This is a genomic window from Streptomyces sp. 11x1, from assembly GCF_032598905.1.
In the GTDB taxonomy this organism is placed as follows: domain Bacteria; phylum Actinomycetota; class Actinomycetes; order Streptomycetales; family Streptomycetaceae; genus Streptomyces.
Genome location: NZ_CP122458.1, coordinates 10,184,240 through 10,202,576, shown reverse-complemented (window position 1 = coordinate 10,202,576; position 18,337 = coordinate 10,184,240). Strand labels below are relative to the sequence as shown.

Genomic DNA, 18,337 nt, shown 5'->3' with positions numbered 1-18,337 from the left:
GACGGCGCACACGCTAGAACGTGTTCCAGTAATTGGGAACAGGCGGGGCGGCCCCGTTCACCGCGCACCGGACCCGGCCGGGCGGCTCAGCGGAGGATGGCGAGGAAGTCCGTGCAGGCCTGCGCGCACTCGCGGCAGGACTTGGCGCCGTCCTCGGCGCCGGGGGTGTCGTCGAAGACACGGGCGCACTCCAGCGCGACGGTCCGGCACCATTCGACCTGGAGGCGGATGGCGGCCTCGTCGAGGCTGGTCTGCTCGGAGAGCATTCTGCAGGTGGCGTCGCACACCTCCGCGCACATGATGCCCTTGCGTCGCATCTTCTCCTGGCCCTCGGGGTGGTCCGGATCGGCGAGGCTCGCCCGCAGCGCGCACGCACGCGCACATTCGGTGCAGGCCTGAGCGCACGCGAAGCGGTCCTCGAGGAACCGGATGAGTTCCTGGTGGGATGTCGTCGTGGTCACCCCGGGCGGGTAGCCGGAGGCGCCCCCACCAAACACGGGGCGCGACGTCCGCCCCGCACCCGGTTCACAGGATTTCGTTTCCCCCGGCGCGGGGCAGGGCACCCGTCCGCTCCGGTCCGCTCGTGCGAAACAGGGCCGGTTCACTCTACATATTGGGGGTATTTATCCCTTATGGACACGGAATGGACTGATATAGCCGCAGAACGCAGCGTACTGGGCGGTATCGCACCGTTCCTGGCCGGCGTCGTGCTGGTGGCCATGCTGATCGGCGCACTCTGGCTGGGCGCGCGTGTTCGCGCCCGTGAGCCGCGTCGGCCGCGACCCGACGAGCAGCCCCGGATCCCCGAGGGGGGCCCTGTCCACGAGGAGCGGCTGCACCGCGAACCGGACGAGATCCCCCAGAGCGACCGCCGGCTGACACCGTACGAGGTGCACGGCAACCAGGGGACCCGGCCGAGCCCGGAGAAGAAGCGGCCGCGCTGGAGCAAGAACAGCAGCGGCGGTTTCGGCAGCGGCGGCCTCGGCGCCCACTGACACCATCGGCTTTTCTGGGCGCTCCCCCTGCGCGTGGCAGGGGGAGCGCCCAAGGCTGTGCCGTCGCCGAGCTGATCGTGCCGTCGCGGAGCTACGACGACCCGAGGTCGGTGTCGAGCGGGATCCCCGTGTAGTTCTCGGCGAGTTCGGCCGCCGCGTGCCGTGAGGTGGCGACGCGGTCGAGCTGGGAGAGCTGGAGCCGGGTCTCGAACGGGGACTGTCCCGGGTCGGCGTGCAGCGTCGTGGTCATGAAGTACGAGAAGTGCTCGGCCCGCCAGACCCGGCGCAGACAGGTGTCGGAGTAGGCGTCGAGCAGCTCGGTCGAGCCGGTCTCCTTGAGCCGGGCGAAGGCGCGGGCCAGCACGATGACGTCCGTGGCGGCCAGGTTGAGGCCCTTGGCGCCGGTGGGCGGCACGATGTGGGCGGCGTCCCCGGCGAGGAAGAGCCGACCGTGGCGCATCGGCTCGGTGACGTGGCTGCGCATCGGCAGGACCGCCTTGGACGTGATGGGCCCCCGCTTGAGCCGCCAGCCGGGCTGGGCGGTGAGCGCGAAACGGCCGTCCAGCTCGTCCCAGATGCGTTCGTCGGACCACTCGGCCGGGTCGGTTCCGTTCGGAACCTGGAGGTAGAGACGGCTCACGGACGGGGACCGCATGCTCGCCAGCGCGAACCCGCGCTCGGAGTGGGCGTAGATCAGCTCGTCGTAGACGGGTGGGGCGTCGGCGAGGATGCCCAGCCAGGAGTAGGGGTACGTCCGCTCGTACGACGTCCGCACCCCTTCGGGCACCGCATCCCGGGCCACCCCGTGGAAGCCGTCGCACCCGACCACGTAGTCGCAGGTCAGCGTCTGCTCGCGGCCCTCGTGGGTGTACCGGACCACGGGCCGGTCGGTGTCGGCGCCCTCCACCGCGTGCACCTCCGCCTCGAACAGCAGGGGTCCGCCGTCGGTGAGCTGGAGGGCGATGAGGTCCTTGACCACCTCGGTCTGGGCGTAGACCCAGACCCGGCGGCCGCCGGTCAGCTCGGGGAAGTCGACGCGGTGGGCGCGGCCGTCGAAGCGCAGCTCGATGCCGTCGTGCGGGATGCCCTCGGCGTCCAGCCGCGCGCCCGCCCCGGCGGAGCGCAGGACGTCGACGGTGGCCTGCTCCAGGATCCCGGCGCGCTGACGCTGCTCGACATAGGTGCGGTCCTTGCGTTCCAGGACCACACTGTCGATTCCCGCGTTGTGCAGCAGACGGGCCAGCAGCAGCCCCGCGGGGCCGCCGCCGATGATGCCGACGGTGGTGTGCATTGAGTACTCCTCGTCGTTGAGGACGAGCCGCGTCCCGTCCTCCGGGCCCCGACCTTGTTCGTCTAGTGAAATTCACTTCACTTATCGAGGATGAGTTTGCGCCCGACTCGCCTGCCTGTCAACGGTCACACTCCCCCGGCGGTTCGGTCGAGAAAGTGGAAACCGGGGCGCGGATGCATCAGGAAGTCGTGGTGCGAGATGTTCCAGGCATACGCGCCCGCGAGGGCGAAGGCCACCCGGTCCCCCGCCCGCACCCCGGGGGCGTGGGCGTTCCGGGCGAGGAGGTCCTTCGGTGTGCAGAGCTGTCCGGCGAGGCTGACGCGCTCCCCCTCGGCTGCCGGGCGCGGCCAGGGGTACGGCCACTCCTCCATCGCCAGCACCGAGCACGGCTGGTCGTGTCCCTTGGTGGCCGGGGTGCGCAGATGGTGGGTGCCGCCCCGGACCACGGCGAACTCCTCGCCGTGGCTGCGCTTCACGTCCAGCACCTCGGTGGCGTACCAGCCGCAGTACGCGGTGAGCGCGCGGCCTGGTTCGATACGCAGTGTCAGTTCCGGGTGCACGTCGGCGAGTTCGGCCAGGCCCTTGCCGTACGCCTGCCAGTCGAAGCGGCTCTCAGGGCGGGTGTAGTCGACGGCCATGCCGCCGCCCACGTTGACCTCGGCGATCGGCACGCCCAGGCCGATCGCCCACTGCACGATCGAGCGGGCGACGGAGAGCTGTTGGGGTGCGTCGAGTCCGCTCGCCAGGTGGGCGTGGACGCCTCGCAGTTCGAGATGCGGGTGGGTGCCGTCCGTGAGGGGGCGGAGCACGTCCGGTGCCCGCTCGGGGTCCAGGCCGAACGGGGTGGGCCGTCCGCCCATGGCGAGCGCGCTGCCCGCCAGCGAGCCGTCCGCCACCGCGAGGTTGAAGCGGAGCAGCACCCCGACCCGCGTTTCCGGTGCCACCTGGCGTGCCAGCTCGGCGAGCACACGCAGATCGTGCTCGCTCTCCACGTGGAAGCGCTCGACTCCCCGCTCCAGGGCGGCCCGGATCTCGTCGGGGGTCTTGCCGGGCCCGCCGAAGGCCAGCGGACGGCCCGGGACCGACTCGGCGACATGGGCGAGTTCGCCGCCGGAGGAGACCTCGTAGCCGTCGACGTACGGGGCGAGCGCGGCCAGGATCGCCGACTCCGGGTTGGCCTTGGCCGCGTAGTACAGCTCGACCCGCTCGGGGAGGGCGGCCCGTACGTGCGCCGCGTGCTCCCGCAGGGCAGTCAAGTCGTAGACATAGGCGGGCAGTTCGGTGGGCGCGAGGGTCAGGATGCGGTCACGGACGGCGGGGGTGGGGTGGGGCATCGAGGACTCCTGGCTCAGGACGCGCCGGTGGCTCGTCCGGGCTTCGTGGTTCACCGGGGGATCCAGCGCAGGACGTCCTCGGCGAGCGGGGAGGGGAGACGGACGTAACCGGCCTCGCGGTCGGCCTTGCGTTCCCAGCGGGTGAGGAGGTTGGTCTTGGCGGGGAGCGGGACCCCCGCCAGGAGGGCGGCGAGGCGGGGCGGGCAGCCCTCCTCGTCGGCGTAGTCCCGCAGCGTGTCCCGGACCGCGGCCCATAGATCGGCCTCGCTCTCGGGATGCAGATCGGCGAGCGCGGCGAGCAGTTCGGCGACGTGATTGACGAGCAGGCAGTACACGACACGGTCCCAGCCCCGCCGGGCGTCGTACGACATCGGTCCCGCGACCTCCGGCGGGAGCGCGGCGAGGGTGTCGGCGTGGTGGTCGGGGACGAGCTTGGTGCCCTCCAGGTCGCGGAAGAGGACCTGGGCGGGCAGCCCGTCGCCGTCGACGCAGATCAGGACGTTCTGGAGGTGGGGTTCCAGGACCAGGCCGTGGTCGAAGTAGGCGGAGAGCACAGGCGGGACGAGGAGGCGCAGATACGCCTGCCACCAGCGCAGCGCGGTCCGCGGACCGGCTCCGCCGAGGAGGCGGGAGACGTGCGCGGCGCTGGTGGGGTACTCGTCGGCGACGGCGGCCGCGAGCAGCGGGGTCGTGCCGGGCAGCAGCCGCCGGGAGAGGCCCTCGCGGACGATGACGCCGAAGCCTTCGAGGAGGGCCCGGTCGGGGGTGCCGTCGGGGCCGGGGACGGCGAGGCTGCGGTAGGCGGGTTCGCGGAGCATCGCGCTGCCGGGGAAGCGGGTCTCCAGGTCGGTGAGGGCGGGCGCCAGCACACGGGTGAGCGCGACGGCGCCAGAGAGTTCGTAACTGGCGTTCTTGCGCAGGCAGTTGGTGATGCGGACGTTGAGGCTGAACTTCAGGAAGGTGTCGCCGTCGAAGAGGGTGCGGACGGAGGCGGTGGCCGCGTACTCCCGACCGCCGGGCCCCAGGTCGAGGATGTCGCCGCGACCCAACACCTCCCGCAGTAGCCGGTGTTCGCGGAGCATCGCGTACTGCCAGGGGTGGGCGGGCAGCAGTCGGTAGCCGTCGGGGACGTCGCCGCGTTCTCGGTCGAGCACGGCGGTGGCGCCTGCCTCGGCGGTCTCCTCGGCGATCAGATGGTCGCGGACGGCGAGGTGGCGCAACGGGAAGGAGGCGCCGGCCTCGGGGGCGTAGGACCGCCAGGCGTCCGCGTCGCCCGTGCGGGCCTTGGGGGTGGGGTGGAAGCGGTGGCCGAAGAACAGGGACTGCTCGGAGGCGAGATAGTCCGGGAGCCCGTGGGAGGAGGCAGGGTGCGGGCCCGGCGCGTCGGCCCCACGGGTCCCGGTGCGCTCGCCGGTCTCGCGGCCCGCGAGTGCGGTGGCGACGGTGCGGTGGCTGGAGTCGATCTGGTCCAGGAACTCGTCGTTGCGGACGCCGGTCCGCAGGGACAGTTCGTCATGGGCGTATTCGGCGAGGCGGCGCCAGGCGAGTGCGGTCCAGCCGGTGTCGGACTGTTCCTGGACGGGGCCGGTGAAACGGTGGGCGCCCAGCAGGGACCTGCGGCGCAGGGCGACCCGGAGAAGCAGGCCGCGGCGGGGCAGGCGCAGCAGGAGGTGGCCGTCGATGACGGCGGTCTGGTGTTCCGGGCCGGAGACCTCGCGCAGCAGGCAGTTGAGGAGGGTGTGGGCCACGGCGTCGTCGGCGGTGGGGAGGGTCTGGGCCACGGCCTCGTCGGCGGTGGGGAGCTGAGTGGTACCGAGCGAGTCGGTGGGCGGGGGCATCTAGTGGCTCCAGCGGGTACGCGGATGTGGGGGCAGGAGGGTCGCGAGGACGGTGAGGGCGGCCATGCCGCCGCCTATGAGCACCGGGGCGGCGGGCCCGAACCGGGCGCTGCCCACGGCGGCGGTCACTCCGGCGGCGACGGCGCCGGCCTTGGAGAAGAACTCCAGGGAGCCGAACATCCCGCCGGGAGCGCGGCCCCGGGCGCAGTCGGCGGCCAGGACCGACAGACCGACCATGCCGAGGGTGAGGCCGGCGCCGAGGAGCATCCGTACGGCGACGAGGGCCGGCAGGCTGTCGGCGACGCCGTGTCCGGCCAGGCCGAGGGCGATCAGCGCGAAGCCGAGGTCGATGCCGTGCCGGGGGCGGGCGTGGATCACCCGGTGCACGGTCAGGGCCGTGAGCAGGTAGCAGAGGTGCGGCAGGGCGAAGAGCAGGCCGGAGAGGGCGGCGGAGGCGCCGGGAAGGCGTTCCTCGACGAGGGAGATGAGATAGGGGAAGGAGATCACCGTGGAGAACACGAAGGCGAACTCCAGGGCGTAGAGCCGGCGCAGTGCGGCCCTCGGGGCGGGGTCTGCGGCCTCCGGCTCGCGCTCCGCCGGCTCCTCGGCCTCGGCCGGTTCGGGCAGCGCGGCGAGCAGCAGGGCGGCGGCGAGCGGGAGCAGGGCGAGGAACGCGTACTGGCGGTGCGGGGCCAGCCACGGTGACAGCGCGCCGACGAAGATCGGCGCGAAGACGAGTGCGGCCCGCGCGCTGCCCTGCATCAGGGTCAGCGCCCTCGACAGTCGCGGGCCGTCCAGGGCGGCGCCCAGATAGCCGTTGGAGGCGGCGAACGTGCCGCCCAGGATGCCCTGGAGCACCAGCGCGACCGTGAACATGGTGAGCGAGTCGGCCCAGCCCGCCAGCAGGAAGGAGACGGCGAGGCCCAGCTGGGCCCGCAGCAGCAGCCGTTTTCGCCCGAAGCGGTCGGCGAGCCGCCCCCACAGGGGTGCCGCGAGCGCGCTGAACACGGTGGGCACGACGTACAGCACACCCGCCCAGCGGGCCGCGCGGTCGCCCAGGCCCGGCAGTATCTCGGTGAAGTACGGCGGCAGCCCCAGCGCGGCGAACGACGCCACGAAGTAGCAGGCGGCCACGGCGTGCGCCTGCCGGCGGCCGAACGCGGGGCGCGACACCCCGAGCGCCTCGACTGTCATACCGGACTCCCCTGTCCCAGAAGGTAGTTGGGCCCGGTGGTGTAGTGCTTGTTGATGTCGGCGGCGCCCGACCGTTCCTTGCTGAGCAGCGTCCCGGCGGTCACCATCGCCTTCACCGGCAGCTCGGGGGCGTTCAGCACCCGCTCGCGCAGGACGGCCGCCGCGTCGCCGCCGAGGCGGTCGACGGCCTCGGTGAGGCGGTCCCCAACGAGGCGCAGCAGCTCGGGCAGCGGGGCGCGGCCGTGGCGGGCCAGGCCGAACGCGTAGGCGCCGGCGCACAGATGGACGGTGATGGTGGTGAAGAGGTCGGCCACGGCGCGGTCGTCGGTGGTGAAGGTGCGGGCGTCGTCGAATCCCCACCTCGCGGGATGCGCACCGAGCTTGGCGCTCAGGCGGGCGAGGTTGACGCGGGGCCCGTCGTTGTCCTTCAGCAGCAGCCGCAGGTCGCCGGGGCCGGGGCCGAACACGAGGGAGACGTTCTGCTGGTGCGATTCCAGGGCGATGCCGTAGCCGAAGAGCGTGGTCTGCCAGTCGAACAGCAGGGTGAGCACGGCGTCGAGCAGTGCGGTCGGGTCACCGCCGTGGTAGCGGTCGGCGAGGTGGTCGAGGGCCAGTCGGCCGCCGGGGGCCTGGGCGAGCAGGGCGGCCATGGGCACGACGGCACAGTCGTCGAGGTCCGTCGGGTAACGGCGGCACAGGACGGCGAGGAGTTCGTGTCCGGCGTGCGCGTACACCGTCTCGTCGGCATGCAGCACCCGGCCCCGGAAGCGGGGCTCGCGGTCGGTCACCGCCGCGAGCAGCCGCTGTCCGGCGGCACCGTCGACAAGGGTCCCGGGCTTGATGGACCGCTTGTTGCGCAGGCCCAACGTGGCGGTGGCCAGGGGAAGTTTGAGGTGCAGTGAGGGTGCGGCGGCGGGTGCGACCGTGCGCATCGACAGGGTGGGGACGACCGGCAGGTACGCCCGGTCGGCGAGTACGGCCCGGTCCGCGAGCCTCGCCTCGCGCAGTGCCGCGTCCAGGGGCGCGCCGACGGTCAGCGGGTGGACGGGCAGGGTGACATGGGTGTGGTCGAGGTCCGCGAGCCCGAGCCCGGAGGGGGTGGGCCAGCCGTCCGGGAGGTCCCCGGTGACGGTGAGGGCCTCCTTGGGCACGGCGAGCCATTGGAGCGCGAAGGTCGGGTGGAACTCGGGCGCGTAGTGGCGCAGTTGCTCCTCGTCGAGTCCGGCGCGGCCGCGTGCGGTCGGGTAGACCGGGTGGTCGAGGCGGGCCGCGAGCGTCTCGTAGGCCAGGCCGCCGCGCAGCCCCGTCCAGTCGGCGAGGTCGGCGCCGTAGAGGTCGGTGAGCCCCTCGGCGATCTCGTCCGCCGTCGCCTCGTGCAGCCGCATCGTGACGAGGGTCTGGCGGCACTCCTCGGCGAAGGCGTCGAAGCCGTCGCGGTCGAGGGGGTCGGCGAGGGTGCGCAGTGCGGCGAGGACGGTGTCGCAGGTGGGGAGGGGTGTGCCGTCCGACTCCCGGACGAGGAGGGGCAGTCGGGCGGTGTGGGTGTGCTGGAAGCCGTCCTCGATGACCGGGAGGAGGAGGGCGTCGTCGCCATCGGCGGTGGGCAGGCGCAGCCAGGCCCCGTCCGGGAGGTCGACGGGGGTGCTGCGGGTGCGCAGGCCGACCACGTCCTCGCGGAGCAGGGCGCCGAGCACCCGGGTGAGCAGTTCGGCTTCGGCGGCGTCCACGGCGGGCGCGGCCGTCGTGCCGGTCGCAGCCGTCATGCCGGTCGGGGCGGTAGTGGCCGTCATGGCGGTCGATGCGGTCATGGCAGTGATCGCGGTCACGGCTGGATCTCCCAGCGCTGGGCGGCGAGGAAGTCCGCCGCCACCCGGTCCACGGTCCGCTGACCGGTGCCGGTGGCGCGGAGGACGCCGAGGTAGTCGCGGTTGGTGCGGTAGAGCGCGTGGTGTTCGCCGAGTGCGCGCAGCGGGCGGTACGTCAGCCGCACCCCGTCGACGGTGACGTCGGTCGCGGCGGGAGCGGCGACGAGGGTGCCGGCCCGGTCGGCGCAGGGGTACTCCAGGCGCGCCGCGCCGTCGCGCCCGCCGCCGAGGTCGGCGGGGAGGGGTTCGCCGAGGTGGGTGCGGAGGATGTGCTCGAACAGCGGGAGGTCGAGGAGCTGGGCGAGCAGCAGGTCGCACTGGTCGCCGATGGCACGGTAGTTGACCTCGATCACGCGGGCCCGGCCCTCGTGGACGACGAACTCGGTGTGACAGGCGCCGAACCCGACGCCCAGCGCGTCGAGTTGGGCGAGCACCTGCGCGACGACCGGTTCGGGATGAGCCGGGACGAAGGTGAGCCGCTCCTCGATGAAGTACGGCGGCGGGGACAGCTCGGTGTGGAAGCCGCCGAGCACGTGTCGGACGCGACCGTCGCCGAGGGTCTCCAGGGTGTACAGCTCCCCGGGCAGGTACTCCTCGACGACCAGGGTGCCGCCCGGTCGGCGGGCCAGGATCTCCTTGCCGCGCGCCACGAGGTCCTCGGCGGTGTCGACGAGCACGACGTCCTCGCTGGCGACGCCCTCGCGGGGCTTGACGACGCACGGGTACGGGGCGTCGGCGACGAGGGGGGCGGTGAGGTCGGCCGGGGCGGTGATCTCGGCGGACCACACGTTGTCCACACCGGCCACGGCGAGGTGGCGTCGCATCTCACCCTTGTCCTTGGTGCGCAGCGCGGCCCGCCAGTCCTTGCCGGGGAGGTCGAAGTAGTGGGCGGCGAGGGCGGCCTGGGTCTGGAGGTGGTCGCTGTTGGTGAAGACCGCGTCGGGGCGGTGACCGGTGGAGATCCGGGAGATGACGGAGCGGTGGTGCCGTACGTCGCAGTCGAGGATCTCGATCCCTTGATACTCCGGGTAGGCCGCGCGGTGCGCGTCGGGCTGGTCGGTGAGGAGGGTGACGTCCAGGCCCAGCCGTACGGCGGCGGGCAGGAAGCCCTCGGTGACGGAGTCGGTGGGGTTGAGGGCGAGCAGGTACAGGCGCATGGGGTGGTGCACGGCTTCCGCTAGCAGGTGGGGGGTGGGGCGGGGCAGGCCCGTCTCGTGGTGGGGCCCGCCCCGGGTACCGCGGGACTTACTGCTTCGGCAGTTCGACGCCGGTTGCCTTCGCGATGTCGGCGAGCATCTCCTCGGCGGCCTGGACGCCGATGCCGGACATCCAGGTCTCGTCCGGGACCTCGAAGACCTTGCCGTCCTCGACGGCGGGCAGGTCCTTCCAGACGGGGTTGGAGGTGACCTGCTTCTGCTGGGTCCTGTCCGGGCTGTCGGCGGTGGTGACGAAGATCAGGTCGGCGTCGGCCTGGTCGATCTCCTCCGGGCCGACGTCCTTCATGGTGACTGCCGGGTCGTCGGAGATCTGCGACTTCGGGCGCCGGAAGCCGACGTCGTTCAGGACGACACCGCTGTAGGAGTTGGAGGCGTAGAGCCGAGTCGGGCCGGCGACGAAGCGGACCACGGAGACGGTCGGCAGGGCGCCGTCCTTCTTCTTGATCGCCTCGCCGAGCGCCTCGGCCCGCGTCTCGTACTCCTTGAGCTTGGCGGCGGCCTCGTCCTCCAGGCCCAGCGCCTCGGCGTGGACCTTGAGGTTCTCCTTCCAGACACCGCCGGTGGTCTCGGTGAAGACCGTCGGGGCGATGGCGCTGAGCTTGTCGTAGACCTTCTCGTGCCGGACCTTGGAGGACAGGATCAGGTCGGGCCGCAGGGAGGCGATCTTCTCCAGGTTCGGCTCCAGGAGCGGTCCGACGTCCGTGGTGTTCTTGAGGTCGCCCTCCAGGTACGTGGGGAAGCCGCCCTCCGTCTTGAAGTGCGGGGCGACGGCGCCGACCGGGTCGACGCCGAGCAGGGTGACGTCGTCGAGCTCACCGGTGTCGAGGACGACGACCTTCTTCGGCTGCGCCGGGATCTTGACGTCGCCCATCACGGTCTTGAGGGTGCGGGGGAAGGCGGCGCTGTCCGCACCGGCCTGGGCGGCGTCGTCCGCCTTCGTCGTGTCGGAGTCGCCGCAGGCGGCGAGGAGGCCCGTGCCGAAGACGACGGTGAGCAGTGCGGCGGTGGGGCCGCCGAATCCGCGCAGGGGTGATCGCTTGAGCATGAGGGCGTTGTCTTTCTTGATCAGCAGATGGATGAACAGGTCAACGGGTGAAGGGGTGAGGGTGAACGGGTTGGGTGGGTGAGTTGATGAGCGGTCAGGTGGTGACGGGCGCGGTGCTGCGGCGTGTCGCGCCGCTCTTCGGGACGACCAGCGGGGTTCCGGTCTCCGGGTCGGGAATGACCCGGCAGTCCACGTCGAACACGGACTTGACCAGGTCCGCGTCGAGCACGTCGGCCGGTGGGCCGGCGGCGGCGAGGCGCCCGTCCTTGAGCACGACCATGTGGTCGGCGTAACGGGCGGCCTGTCCGAGGTCGTGCAGCACCATCACCACGGTGCGGCCGGCCTCGGCGTGCAGGGCGGCGACCAGGTCGAGGACGTCGAGCTGGTGCCGGAGATCGAGGAAGGTGGTCGGTTCGTCGAGCAGGAGCAGGTCGGTGTCCTGCGCCAACGCCAGTGCGATCCAGGCTCGTTGGCGTTGGCCGCCGGAGAGTCTGTCGACGGGGTGGTCGCGCAGCACCGTCGTGCCGGTGCGGTCCAGTGCCTCGTCGACGGCGCGCTGGTCTGCGGTCGACCAGGGGCTGAGCAGGCGCTGGTGCGGGTAGCGGCCGAGCCGTACGAGTGCCTCGACGGTGATCGCCTCGGGGGTGACAGGCTGTTGCGGCAGCAGGCCCATCCGTAGGGCCAGGTCGCGGGCGGACATGCGGTGGATGTCGGAGCCGTCTAGGGTGACTGTGCCGGCGGCGGGGGCGAGCAGTCGGCTGATGCCTCGCAACAGGGTTGATTTACCACAGGCGTTGGGGCCCACGATCGCAGTCACGGCGCCGCCGGGCAGTGTCAGGTCGAGCCCGCCGACCACGAGCCGGTCGCCGTAGCGCAGGTCGAGGCGCCGGATGCGGAGTTCGTTGGTGGGGGGCATGTGGGCTCCTGGGGCGAGCGGGTCGTTGTGCAGTACGCGGAGTACGAGTGCGGGTGCGGGTACGGGTGATGGTCGGTGCGTTGTCGGGTGCGGGTCCGGTGGGGCTTCTCGCGCAGTTCCCCGCGCCCCTAAAAGGCCAGGCCCTTGCCGGCCTGAAAGACCACGGTCACGCGGGCCCGACAGGCGAAGGTCGCGCCGGCCCCAAAGACGGCGGTCGGGCCAGCCCGAAAGGCAGCCCCCGTGCCGACCCGAAAGACAGCCGTAGCGCGGGGTGAAAAGCACGGGGCGTAGCCCCTGCTTTTCAGGGGCGCGGGGAACTGCGCGGTCGGCCCCCACCGGGCCCGCACCCGACAACGCACCCCGTGGCCGCCCCCTCACCCCCGCACCGCCGCACTCTGACGGAACATCAGCACCAGCAACCACGGTGCCCCCAACGTCGCCGTCGCGGCCCCGACCGGCAGGCCCTCCACCGGGAGCAGATGCTGGACCACGAGGTCGGCGGCGAGCAGCAGAACCGCCCCGGTGAGGGCCGCCAGGGCGAGCGTCGCCGCCATGGGTGGGCCGGTGAGGAGACGGACGATGTGCGGGACGGCGAGGGCGACGAAGGTGACCGGCCCGGCCAGGGCCGCCGCCAGCGAAGCCAACGTGACGGCCACGAGCAGCAGTTGGAGGCGCGCGGCGGACGTGTCGAGGCCGAGCGCCCCCGCCGAGTCGTCCCCCAGGTCGAGCACGGCGAGACGGCGGTGGGTGACCAGCGCGACGGCCAGGGCGAGCAGCACGGCGGCGCCCGCGCCCCAGACCTCCGTCCAGGTGCGGCCGTACACCGATCCGGTCGTCCACTGGAGCGCCGAGCCCGCGAGTTCGGCGGGGAAGCGGACGATCAGGAGGTTGACCGCGGCGGCCAGGCCCGCCTGGACGGCGAGGCCGGTGAGGACGAGCCGGGTAACGGCGAACCCGGAGCCCCAGGCGAACACCCCGAGCAGCAGCGCGGCCAGCAGTCCACCGGCCAACGCGCCGACGGGGATGAGCAGTTGGGAGGCACCGGCGGCAAGCAGGGCGACCGCGCCGAGCGAGGCCCCGCCGGTCACCCCCATCACGTCCGGGGAGGCGAGGGGGTTGCGGAACAGCCGTTGCAGGACGCAGCCCGCCGCTCCCAGTCCGGCACCGGCCACCACGGCGGCGACGGCACGCGGCGCCCGGAACTCCCGCACCACCAGCACATCGCCCGGATCGCCGAACCCGGCCAGCGCGCGGAGCGCCACGGAGGCGGGCATGTCCATCTCCCCCGTGGAGACGGCGATCGTGACCAGCGCGAGCAGGGCGAGGAGGCCGGTCGCGCCGTAGGCGAGGAGGCGGGCCCGGCCGGGCGGGCGGTGCGTGCCGCGTCGCACGGCCGCCTTGTACGTCAGTGTCATCGGGCGGCCTTCCGGGCGAGCAGGGCCAGCAGGGGCGCACCGAGGAACGCGGTGACAATCCCGACCTCCAGTTCGGCGGGGCGGATGACCAGGCGGCCGAGAATGTCGGCGGTGAGGAGGAGCAGCGGGCCGACGAGGAGGCAGCCGGGGACGAGCAGGCAGTGGTCGCCGCCGAGGAGCGGGCGGACGAGGTGGGGCGCGGCAAGTCCGATGAACGCGACCGGGCCGGCCACGGCGACGGCGGATCCGGCGAGCAGGACGACCGCTAGGCCGCCGGCGAGTCGGACACGGGTGACGGGTACGCCGAGCGCCTGTGCCGAGTCGTCGCCCAGGGCGAGGGCGTTGAGGGCGGGCGCGACGGCCCCGGCGAGCAGGAGGCCGAGAAGGAGCAACGGCAACACCGGCCAGAGCGTGTCGAGTTGGCGTCCCGCGAGGGAGCCCGCCAGCCAGAAGCGGGCCTCGTCGAGGGTGCGCTGACTGGCCAGCATGACGGCCGACGTCCAGGACAGCAGCACCAGTTGGAGCACCGTGCCACCGAGGGCGAGCCGTACCGGGTCGATGTTCCCGGCGCGGCGGGCCAGCGCTTGGGCGAGGACGGCGGCCGCGGCGGCTCCGGCGAACGCGAACCACACGTACTCGACGGGGTCGGTGAGTTTCAGCGCGAAGATGGCGACGACGACCGCGAAGCCCGCGCCCGCGTTGATGCCCAAAGTGGTCGGGGAGGCGAGCGGGTTGCGGGTGATGCCCTGGGCCACGGCGCCCGCGACTCCGAGGGCGGCGCCGACCGCCAGGCCGATGATCGTGCGCGGCAGCCGAAGTCCCGTCACCACCAGGGCGTCCCGGCCCTCCGCGTGCCCCGACAGCGCGTCGAGCACCGTGGGCAGGGGGACGGAGCGGGTTCCGAGGGCGAGGCTCAGCGCGGCGCACAGCGTCAGCGCGCCGATTCCACCGAGGAGCAGGGTCAGGTGCCTCAGGGCACGCGGGGGCACGCCGGTCGGCGCGGCCCGTTCGGTCGCAGTCACGAAACGTGAGCTTAGGTTAGGCATGCTTTAGTTTTCAACGGCTGTGGGTTCACTGTGATCCATAACGCCCTTGATCAACCGGCCGGCGACTTCGCTGGTCAACGACGCACACGACTCCTCCACACCCCATCGGGTCGGCACCACGCGATCTTGCGGCTAAGGTAAGCCTTACCTACCTCTCCTGCCAAACCCTTCACGCTCTGGAGTTACCGATGACCGTGGCACACCTGGAAACCACCCAGGCCGACACCGCCACGCCCGTCCCGGTATTCCTCACCGCCGCCTACCGCCACCTGGACGCGATGTGCGAGGCGCTGTCCGTACGGATCGCCGAACCGGGTCCGTCACCCGCCCGCACCGTCGGCCTGATGGACGGTCAGGAGGGCGTCGAGGCCTTCGTGGAGGCGGAGGCCGCCCGTATCCGGGAGCGCCACGACCACACCGCGCCCCGGCACGTCGCCGCCTCCCGCGCTCTGCACGAATACGCCTGGTCGGTGGGCCTGTTAATGAGCGGAGTGTGGTTCCTGGAGCGGCGTGTGCCCCGGGTCGCCCCCGGCGACATACGCGTCGACCTCGCCGCGGGCGCCTTCGAAGTCACCCCGGGAACCGAGCTCGGCTGCCTCCCGGGCGACCCGGCCGCACTCCTCCCCGGCGCCCGGGTCGCCGCCCATCAGGAGGCGCTGCGCGCCGAGTTGAGGACCGCTGTGGCGGACCACATGGGTCCGGTGCTGGAGGCGCTCGGCCCGTACGTCCGGCGGGGCTCGCGCGCGCTGTGGGGGCTGGTCTCCGACGACCTGGTCTCCGGCCTCTGGTACCTCGGGCGGACGCGCGGCGACGAGGCCGCCGGCGTCCGGGCCGCCTCCGCCGTCCTGCCCGGCGCCCAGGCGCCCTTCCCCGGCGGCGCGGACTTCCGTTCCCTGCGCACGAGCGACGGTCGCGAGCACCCGACCCGTACCCGTCTGGGCTGCTGCCTCTACTACACGATCCGCCCGGCCGAGGCCTGCTCCACCTGCCCGCGCACCTGTGACGCGGAACGGCTGCGCCGACTGGAAGGCTGACCGCACGGGAAGGCCCTCAAGTCGAAACTTTCGCTGCCTCCCCGGGCCCCTGAGCCGATTGACGCCGCTCGGCGCAGATAGCAACACTCTTCGACGGGCTTTCCCACAGGACATGCCAAAAGGTCGCAGCGCTGGAGGTCGGTTTGCAGGAGTACGCCGGTTACGTCTTCGTCTACTTCACCGGCGAGGGCAGCCCGGACGGCGAGCGGATCAGGTTCGCGCTCAGCCGGGGCGACGACCCGCTGCGCTGGCGTGAGTTGAACGGCGGGGCGCCGGTGCTGACCTCGGACCTCGGGACGGGCGGGCTGCGCGACCCGTTCCTGGTGCGCGCCCCGGAGGGCGACCGGTTCTACCTGATCGCCACCGACCTCAGGATGCACGGGGAGCCGCACGGCGACTGGGACCGGGTGCAGCGCACCGGAAGCACCGCGCTCATGATCTGGGAGAGCACGGATCTGGTGAGCTGGACCGACCGCCGACTGGTGCGCGTCGCCCCCGACACGGCCGGCAACGTCTGGGCGCCCGAGGCCGTCCACGCCCCGGAGCTCGGCGCGTTCGTCGTCTTCTGGGCGTCGAAGCTGTACGCGCAGGACGACCCGGACCACACCGCCGACACCCACAACAGGATGCTGTACGCGACCACCCGTGACTTCCGTGTCTTCAGCGAGCCCCGCCTGTGGAACGACCCCGGCCACTCGGTCATCGACTCGACCGTCGTCCGGCACGACGGCACCTACTACCGCTTCACCAAGGACGAGCGAGCCCACTCCCCCGCCGCGCCCGGCGGCAAGTTCATCACCGCGGAGAAGTCGACGGGGCTGCGCGACACCGCGTACGACTTCGTGGCCGACCGCATCGGTCACAGGGCCGTGGAGCAGGGCGAGGGACCGATCGTCTTCAGGTCGAACACGGACGACCGCACGTGGTACCTGTTCGTCGACGAGTTCAGCGGACGCGGCTACGTACCCTTCGAGACCACCGACCTGGACTCCGGGGAGTGGACGCCCTGCGAGGAGTTCGCGCTGCCGCCCGGCGCGCGGCACGGCTCCGTGCTGCCCGTGACGCGGGCCGAGTACGAGCGGCTCCTCGCCGGGTACGCGCCGCCGGCGTCCGTGGTCGACGCCACCGTGCCGGACGGCCTGAAGGCGTACGCGCTCGTCGACGACACCGCGTCGAAGGTCGTCCTGCCTCTGCACCCGGGCACCGAACTCGCCCGTCTCGCACCGGAGTTCAACCTGGCGGCGGATTGCCGGATCGACCCGCCATCGGGCACCGAGCGCGATTTCCGCACCCCGCAGAGCTACACCGTCAAAGCGGCCGACGGCACCGCGCGCACCTGGACGGTCGAGGCGGTGCCCATGCGCAGCCCCCTGCTGCCGGGGCTGTACGCCGACCCCAACATCCAGGAGTTCCACGGCCGTTACTTCATCTATCCGACGACGGACGGCTTCGAGGGCTGGGGTGGCACCCGGTTCGAGGTGTTCTCCTCCGACGACCTGGTCACCTGGGAGAACCACGGCGTGGTCCTCGACCTGGAGTCGGACGTGAGCTGGGCGGAGCGCCACGCCTGGGCCCCGGCCGCCGGGGAACGCAACGGGTCCTACTACTTCTACTTCTGCGCCGACCAGCAGATCGGTGTCGCCGTCGCCGACAGTCCCACCGGCCCCTTCCGGGACGCCCTGGGCCGGCCGCTCATCGGGCGCGACGACTACGCGGGGCAGATGATCGACCCGGCCGTCTTCACGGACGACGACGGCACCGCGTATCTCTACTGGGGCAACAGCGAGGCGTACGGCGTCCCGCTCGACGAGGACATGGTCTCCTTCGACCCGGCGCGGGTAAGGCGGTTCACGCCCAAGGACTTCCGCGAGGGCGCCTTCGTCCTCAAACGGCGAGGCGTGTACTACTACATGTGGTCGGAGGACGACACCCGCAGCGACGACTATCGCGTCGCCTACGCCACCGGCCCCACCCCGCTCGGCCCGTGGACCGAGAAGGGCGTGATCCTGCGCAAGCGCCCGGAGCACGGGATCCTCGCGACCGGCCATCACACGGTCGTGAACGTCCCCGGCACGGACGACTGGTTCATCTGCTACCACCGGTTCGCGATCCCGGGCCCCGGCACCCCGCGCGGTGACGGCGTCCGCCGTGAATCCACCCTGGACCGGCTGGTGTTCGCGGCGGACGGCTCGATCGAGGAGGTCGTGCCGACGCTGGAGTCCATCGGGCCGGTGGTCAGTCCAGAGTGATCCGGGCGGCGACGGGCAGGTGGTCACTGCCGGTGGCGGGCAGGGCGCGGATGTCGGCGACGGTCGCCGAGCGGGCCATGACCTGGTCGATCCGGGTGAGCGGGAGACCGGCAGGGTAGCTGAACGCGAAGCCGCGCTCCGCCACGTTCATCCGTGTGGTGAGCGGTGCCAGACCGCGGTCGTCGACCGTGCCGTTGAGGTCGCCTAGGAGGACCACCGGGTCGCGTGTCTCGGCGGCGACGGCCCGGCCCAGCAGGCCGGCACTCTCGTCACGCCGGTGCGACACGAGTCCGCCCGCCCCGAGGCGTACGGACGGCAGGTGGGCGACGTACACCGCGATGTCGCCGTGCGGCGTACGGGCCGAGGTCCTGAGCCCGCGGCGCCAGTCCTCCCCGATCCCCTCGGGCTTGATGTCCAGCGGGCGGGTCCCGGTGAGCGGATGCCGCGACCAGAGTCCGACGGTGCCGCGGACCGCGTGGTGCGGGTACTCCCGGGCGAGCGCCCTCTCGTAGACCGGAAGTGCCGAGGGCACCAGTTCCTCCAGCGCGATGAGGTCGGGCCCGGCCGCGGCCAGGGCGCGGGCCGTACCCGCAGGGTCGGTGTTCTCGTCGCTCACGTTGTGCTGCACCACGACGAGATCCCGCGCCCCGGGCGGCGCGCCGGGCAGCAGCAGACCGCCGAATGTGTACGTCCAGGCCGCCGCCGGAAGCAGAAGCGCCAGCAGCGTGACGGCCGAGCGGCGCAGCAGCCCCACGCCGAGCAGGACCACGACCACCAGGCCGAGCCAGGGCAGGAACGCCTCCAGCAGACTGCCCAGCCGGCCCACGGAGTTGGGGGCCAGGCCGGGGAACAGCACGAGCCCGGCCGCCAGCCCGGCCACCACGGCGCTCACCCGTCC

At 72.4% G+C, this 18,337-nt stretch carries 15 protein-coding genes; 3 read left to right on the top strand and 12 right to left on the bottom strand.

Translation table 11 applies throughout. The features are described 5' to 3' along the window. Positions 1-86 precede the first annotated feature (86 nt). Positions 87-461, bottom strand: coding sequence for a ferredoxin (locus P8T65_RS44905; RefSeq protein WP_316731180.1), 375 nt, complete (start codon positions 459-461; stop codon positions 87-89). A gap of 171 nt (positions 462-632) precedes the next feature. Here P8T65_RS44905 and P8T65_RS44900 point away from each other — a divergent pair, with 171 nt between their 5' ends. Further along, entirely contained in the window at positions 633-995 is a 363-nt protein-coding gene (locus P8T65_RS44900; RefSeq protein WP_316731179.1) for a DUF6479 family protein, read from the top strand. Positions 996-1,086: 91 nt separating this feature from the next. On the opposite strand, the gene P8T65_RS44895 is transcribed toward P8T65_RS44900, so the two are convergent. The 10 genes from P8T65_RS44895 to P8T65_RS44850 form a co-directional block, all read right to left on the bottom strand. Then, complete coding sequence (locus P8T65_RS44895) at positions 1,087-2,286, bottom strand: 4-hydroxybenzoate 3-monooxygenase (RefSeq protein ID WP_316731178.1); 1,200 nt, start codon at positions 2,284-2,286, stop codon at positions 1,087-1,089. 125 nt (positions 2,287-2,411) lie between these two features. Then, a complete protein-coding gene (locus P8T65_RS44890; protein WP_316731177.1) occupies positions 2,412-3,620 on the bottom strand; it encodes a type III PLP-dependent enzyme in 1,209 nt (402 codons plus the stop codon). Positions 3,621-3,670: 50 nt separating this feature from the next. Then, entirely contained in the window at positions 3,671-5,458 is a 1,788-nt protein-coding gene (locus P8T65_RS44885) for an IucA/IucC family protein (protein WP_316731176.1), read from the bottom strand. Beyond that, positions 5,459-6,652: an MFS transporter gene (locus P8T65_RS44880; RefSeq protein ID WP_316731175.1), complete on the bottom strand. Its 1,194-nt coding sequence runs from the start codon at positions 6,650-6,652 to the stop codon at positions 5,459-5,461. It lies immediately after the preceding gene. Then, positions 6,649-8,415, bottom strand: coding sequence for an IucA/IucC family protein (locus P8T65_RS44875; RefSeq protein WP_316731934.1), 1,767 nt, complete (start codon positions 8,413-8,415; stop codon positions 6,649-6,651). Before P8T65_RS44875 ends, P8T65_RS44880 begins: the two co-directional genes overlap by 4 nt. A 59-nt stretch (positions 8,416-8,474) precedes the next feature. Then, positions 8,475-9,674 (bottom strand): ATP-grasp domain-containing protein, encoded by a 1,200-nt coding sequence (locus P8T65_RS44870; protein ID WP_316731174.1) that lies wholly within the window; start codon positions 9,672-9,674, stop codon positions 8,475-8,477. A gap of 88 nt (positions 9,675-9,762) precedes the next feature. Beyond that, entirely contained in the window at positions 9,763-10,779 is a 1,017-nt protein-coding gene (locus P8T65_RS44865; RefSeq protein ID WP_316731173.1) for an iron-siderophore ABC transporter substrate-binding protein, read from the bottom strand. 94 nt (positions 10,780-10,873) lie between these two features. Further along, positions 10,874-11,695, bottom strand: a complete 822-nt coding sequence (locus P8T65_RS44860; RefSeq protein ID WP_316731172.1) for an ABC transporter ATP-binding protein — start codon at positions 11,693-11,695, stop codon at positions 10,874-10,876. A 374-nt stretch (positions 11,696-12,069) separates the two neighbouring features. After that, entirely contained in the window at positions 12,070-13,110 is a 1,041-nt protein-coding gene (locus P8T65_RS44855; RefSeq protein WP_316731171.1) for an iron ABC transporter permease, read from the bottom strand. After that, a complete protein-coding gene (locus P8T65_RS44850; RefSeq protein WP_316731170.1) occupies positions 13,107-14,156 on the bottom strand; it encodes an iron ABC transporter permease in 1,050 nt (349 codons plus the stop codon). The genes P8T65_RS44855 and P8T65_RS44850 overlap by 4 nt, the downstream gene beginning before the upstream one ends. Positions 14,157-14,344: 188 nt before the next feature. On the opposite strand from P8T65_RS44850, the gene P8T65_RS44845 reads away from it, so the two are divergent. Continuing rightward, positions 14,345-15,190: a (2Fe-2S)-binding protein gene (locus P8T65_RS44845; RefSeq protein WP_316731169.1), complete on the top strand. Its 846-nt coding sequence runs from the start codon at positions 14,345-14,347 to the stop codon at positions 15,188-15,190. Between the two features lie 143 nt (positions 15,191-15,333). Continuing rightward, the gene (locus P8T65_RS44840) at positions 15,334-17,439 is read left to right on the top strand and encodes a family 43 glycosylhydrolase (RefSeq protein ID WP_316731168.1); all 2,106 of its coding nucleotides are present in this window, start codon (positions 15,334-15,336) and stop codon (positions 17,437-17,439) included. Here P8T65_RS44840 and P8T65_RS44835 read toward each other — a convergent pair. After that, complete coding sequence (locus P8T65_RS44835; protein ID WP_316731167.1) at positions 17,426-18,331, bottom strand: endonuclease/exonuclease/phosphatase family protein; 906 nt, start codon at positions 18,329-18,331, stop codon at positions 17,426-17,428. The genes P8T65_RS44840 and P8T65_RS44835 overlap by 14 nt on opposite strands. Between the last annotated feature and the right edge of the window lie 6 nt (positions 18,332-18,337).

Coding starts and splice junctions, on each gene's coding strand:
- P8T65_RS44900 (WP_316731179.1), top strand. CDS start 633: ATGGACACGGAATGGACTGATATAGCCGCAGAACGCAGCGTACTGGGC.
- P8T65_RS44895 (WP_316731178.1), bottom strand. CDS start 2,286: ATGCACACCACCGTCGGCATCATCGGCGGCGGCCCCGCGGGGCTGCTG.
- P8T65_RS44890 (WP_316731177.1), bottom strand. CDS start 3,620: ATGCCCCACCCCACCCCCGCCGTCCGTGACCGCATCCTGACCCTCGCG.
- P8T65_RS44885 (WP_316731176.1), bottom strand. CDS start 5,458: ATGCCCCCGCCCACCGACTCGCTCGGTACCACTCAGCTCCCCACCGCC.
- P8T65_RS44880 (WP_316731175.1), bottom strand. CDS start 6,652: ATGACAGTCGAGGCGCTCGGGGTGTCGCGCCCCGCGTTCGGCCGCCGG.
- P8T65_RS44875 (WP_316731934.1), bottom strand. CDS start 8,415: ATGACGGCTGCGACCGGCACGACGGCCGCGCCCGCCGTGGACGCCGCC.
- P8T65_RS44870 (WP_316731174.1), bottom strand. CDS start 9,674: ATGCGCCTGTACCTGCTCGCCCTCAACCCCACCGACTCCGTCACCGAG.
- P8T65_RS44865 (WP_316731173.1), bottom strand. CDS start 10,779: ATGCTCAAGCGATCACCCCTGCGCGGATTCGGCGGCCCCACCGCCGCA.
- P8T65_RS44860 (WP_316731172.1), bottom strand. CDS start 11,695: ATGCCCCCCACCAACGAACTCCGCATCCGGCGCCTCGACCTGCGCTAC.
- P8T65_RS44855 (WP_316731171.1), bottom strand. CDS start 13,110: ATGACACTGACGTACAAGGCGGCCGTGCGACGCGGCACGCACCGCCCG.
- P8T65_RS44850 (WP_316731170.1), bottom strand. CDS start 14,156: ATGCCTAACCTAAGCTCACGTTTCGTGACTGCGACCGAACGGGCCGCG.
- P8T65_RS44845 (WP_316731169.1), top strand. CDS start 14,345: ATGACCGTGGCACACCTGGAAACCACCCAGGCCGACACCGCCACGCCC.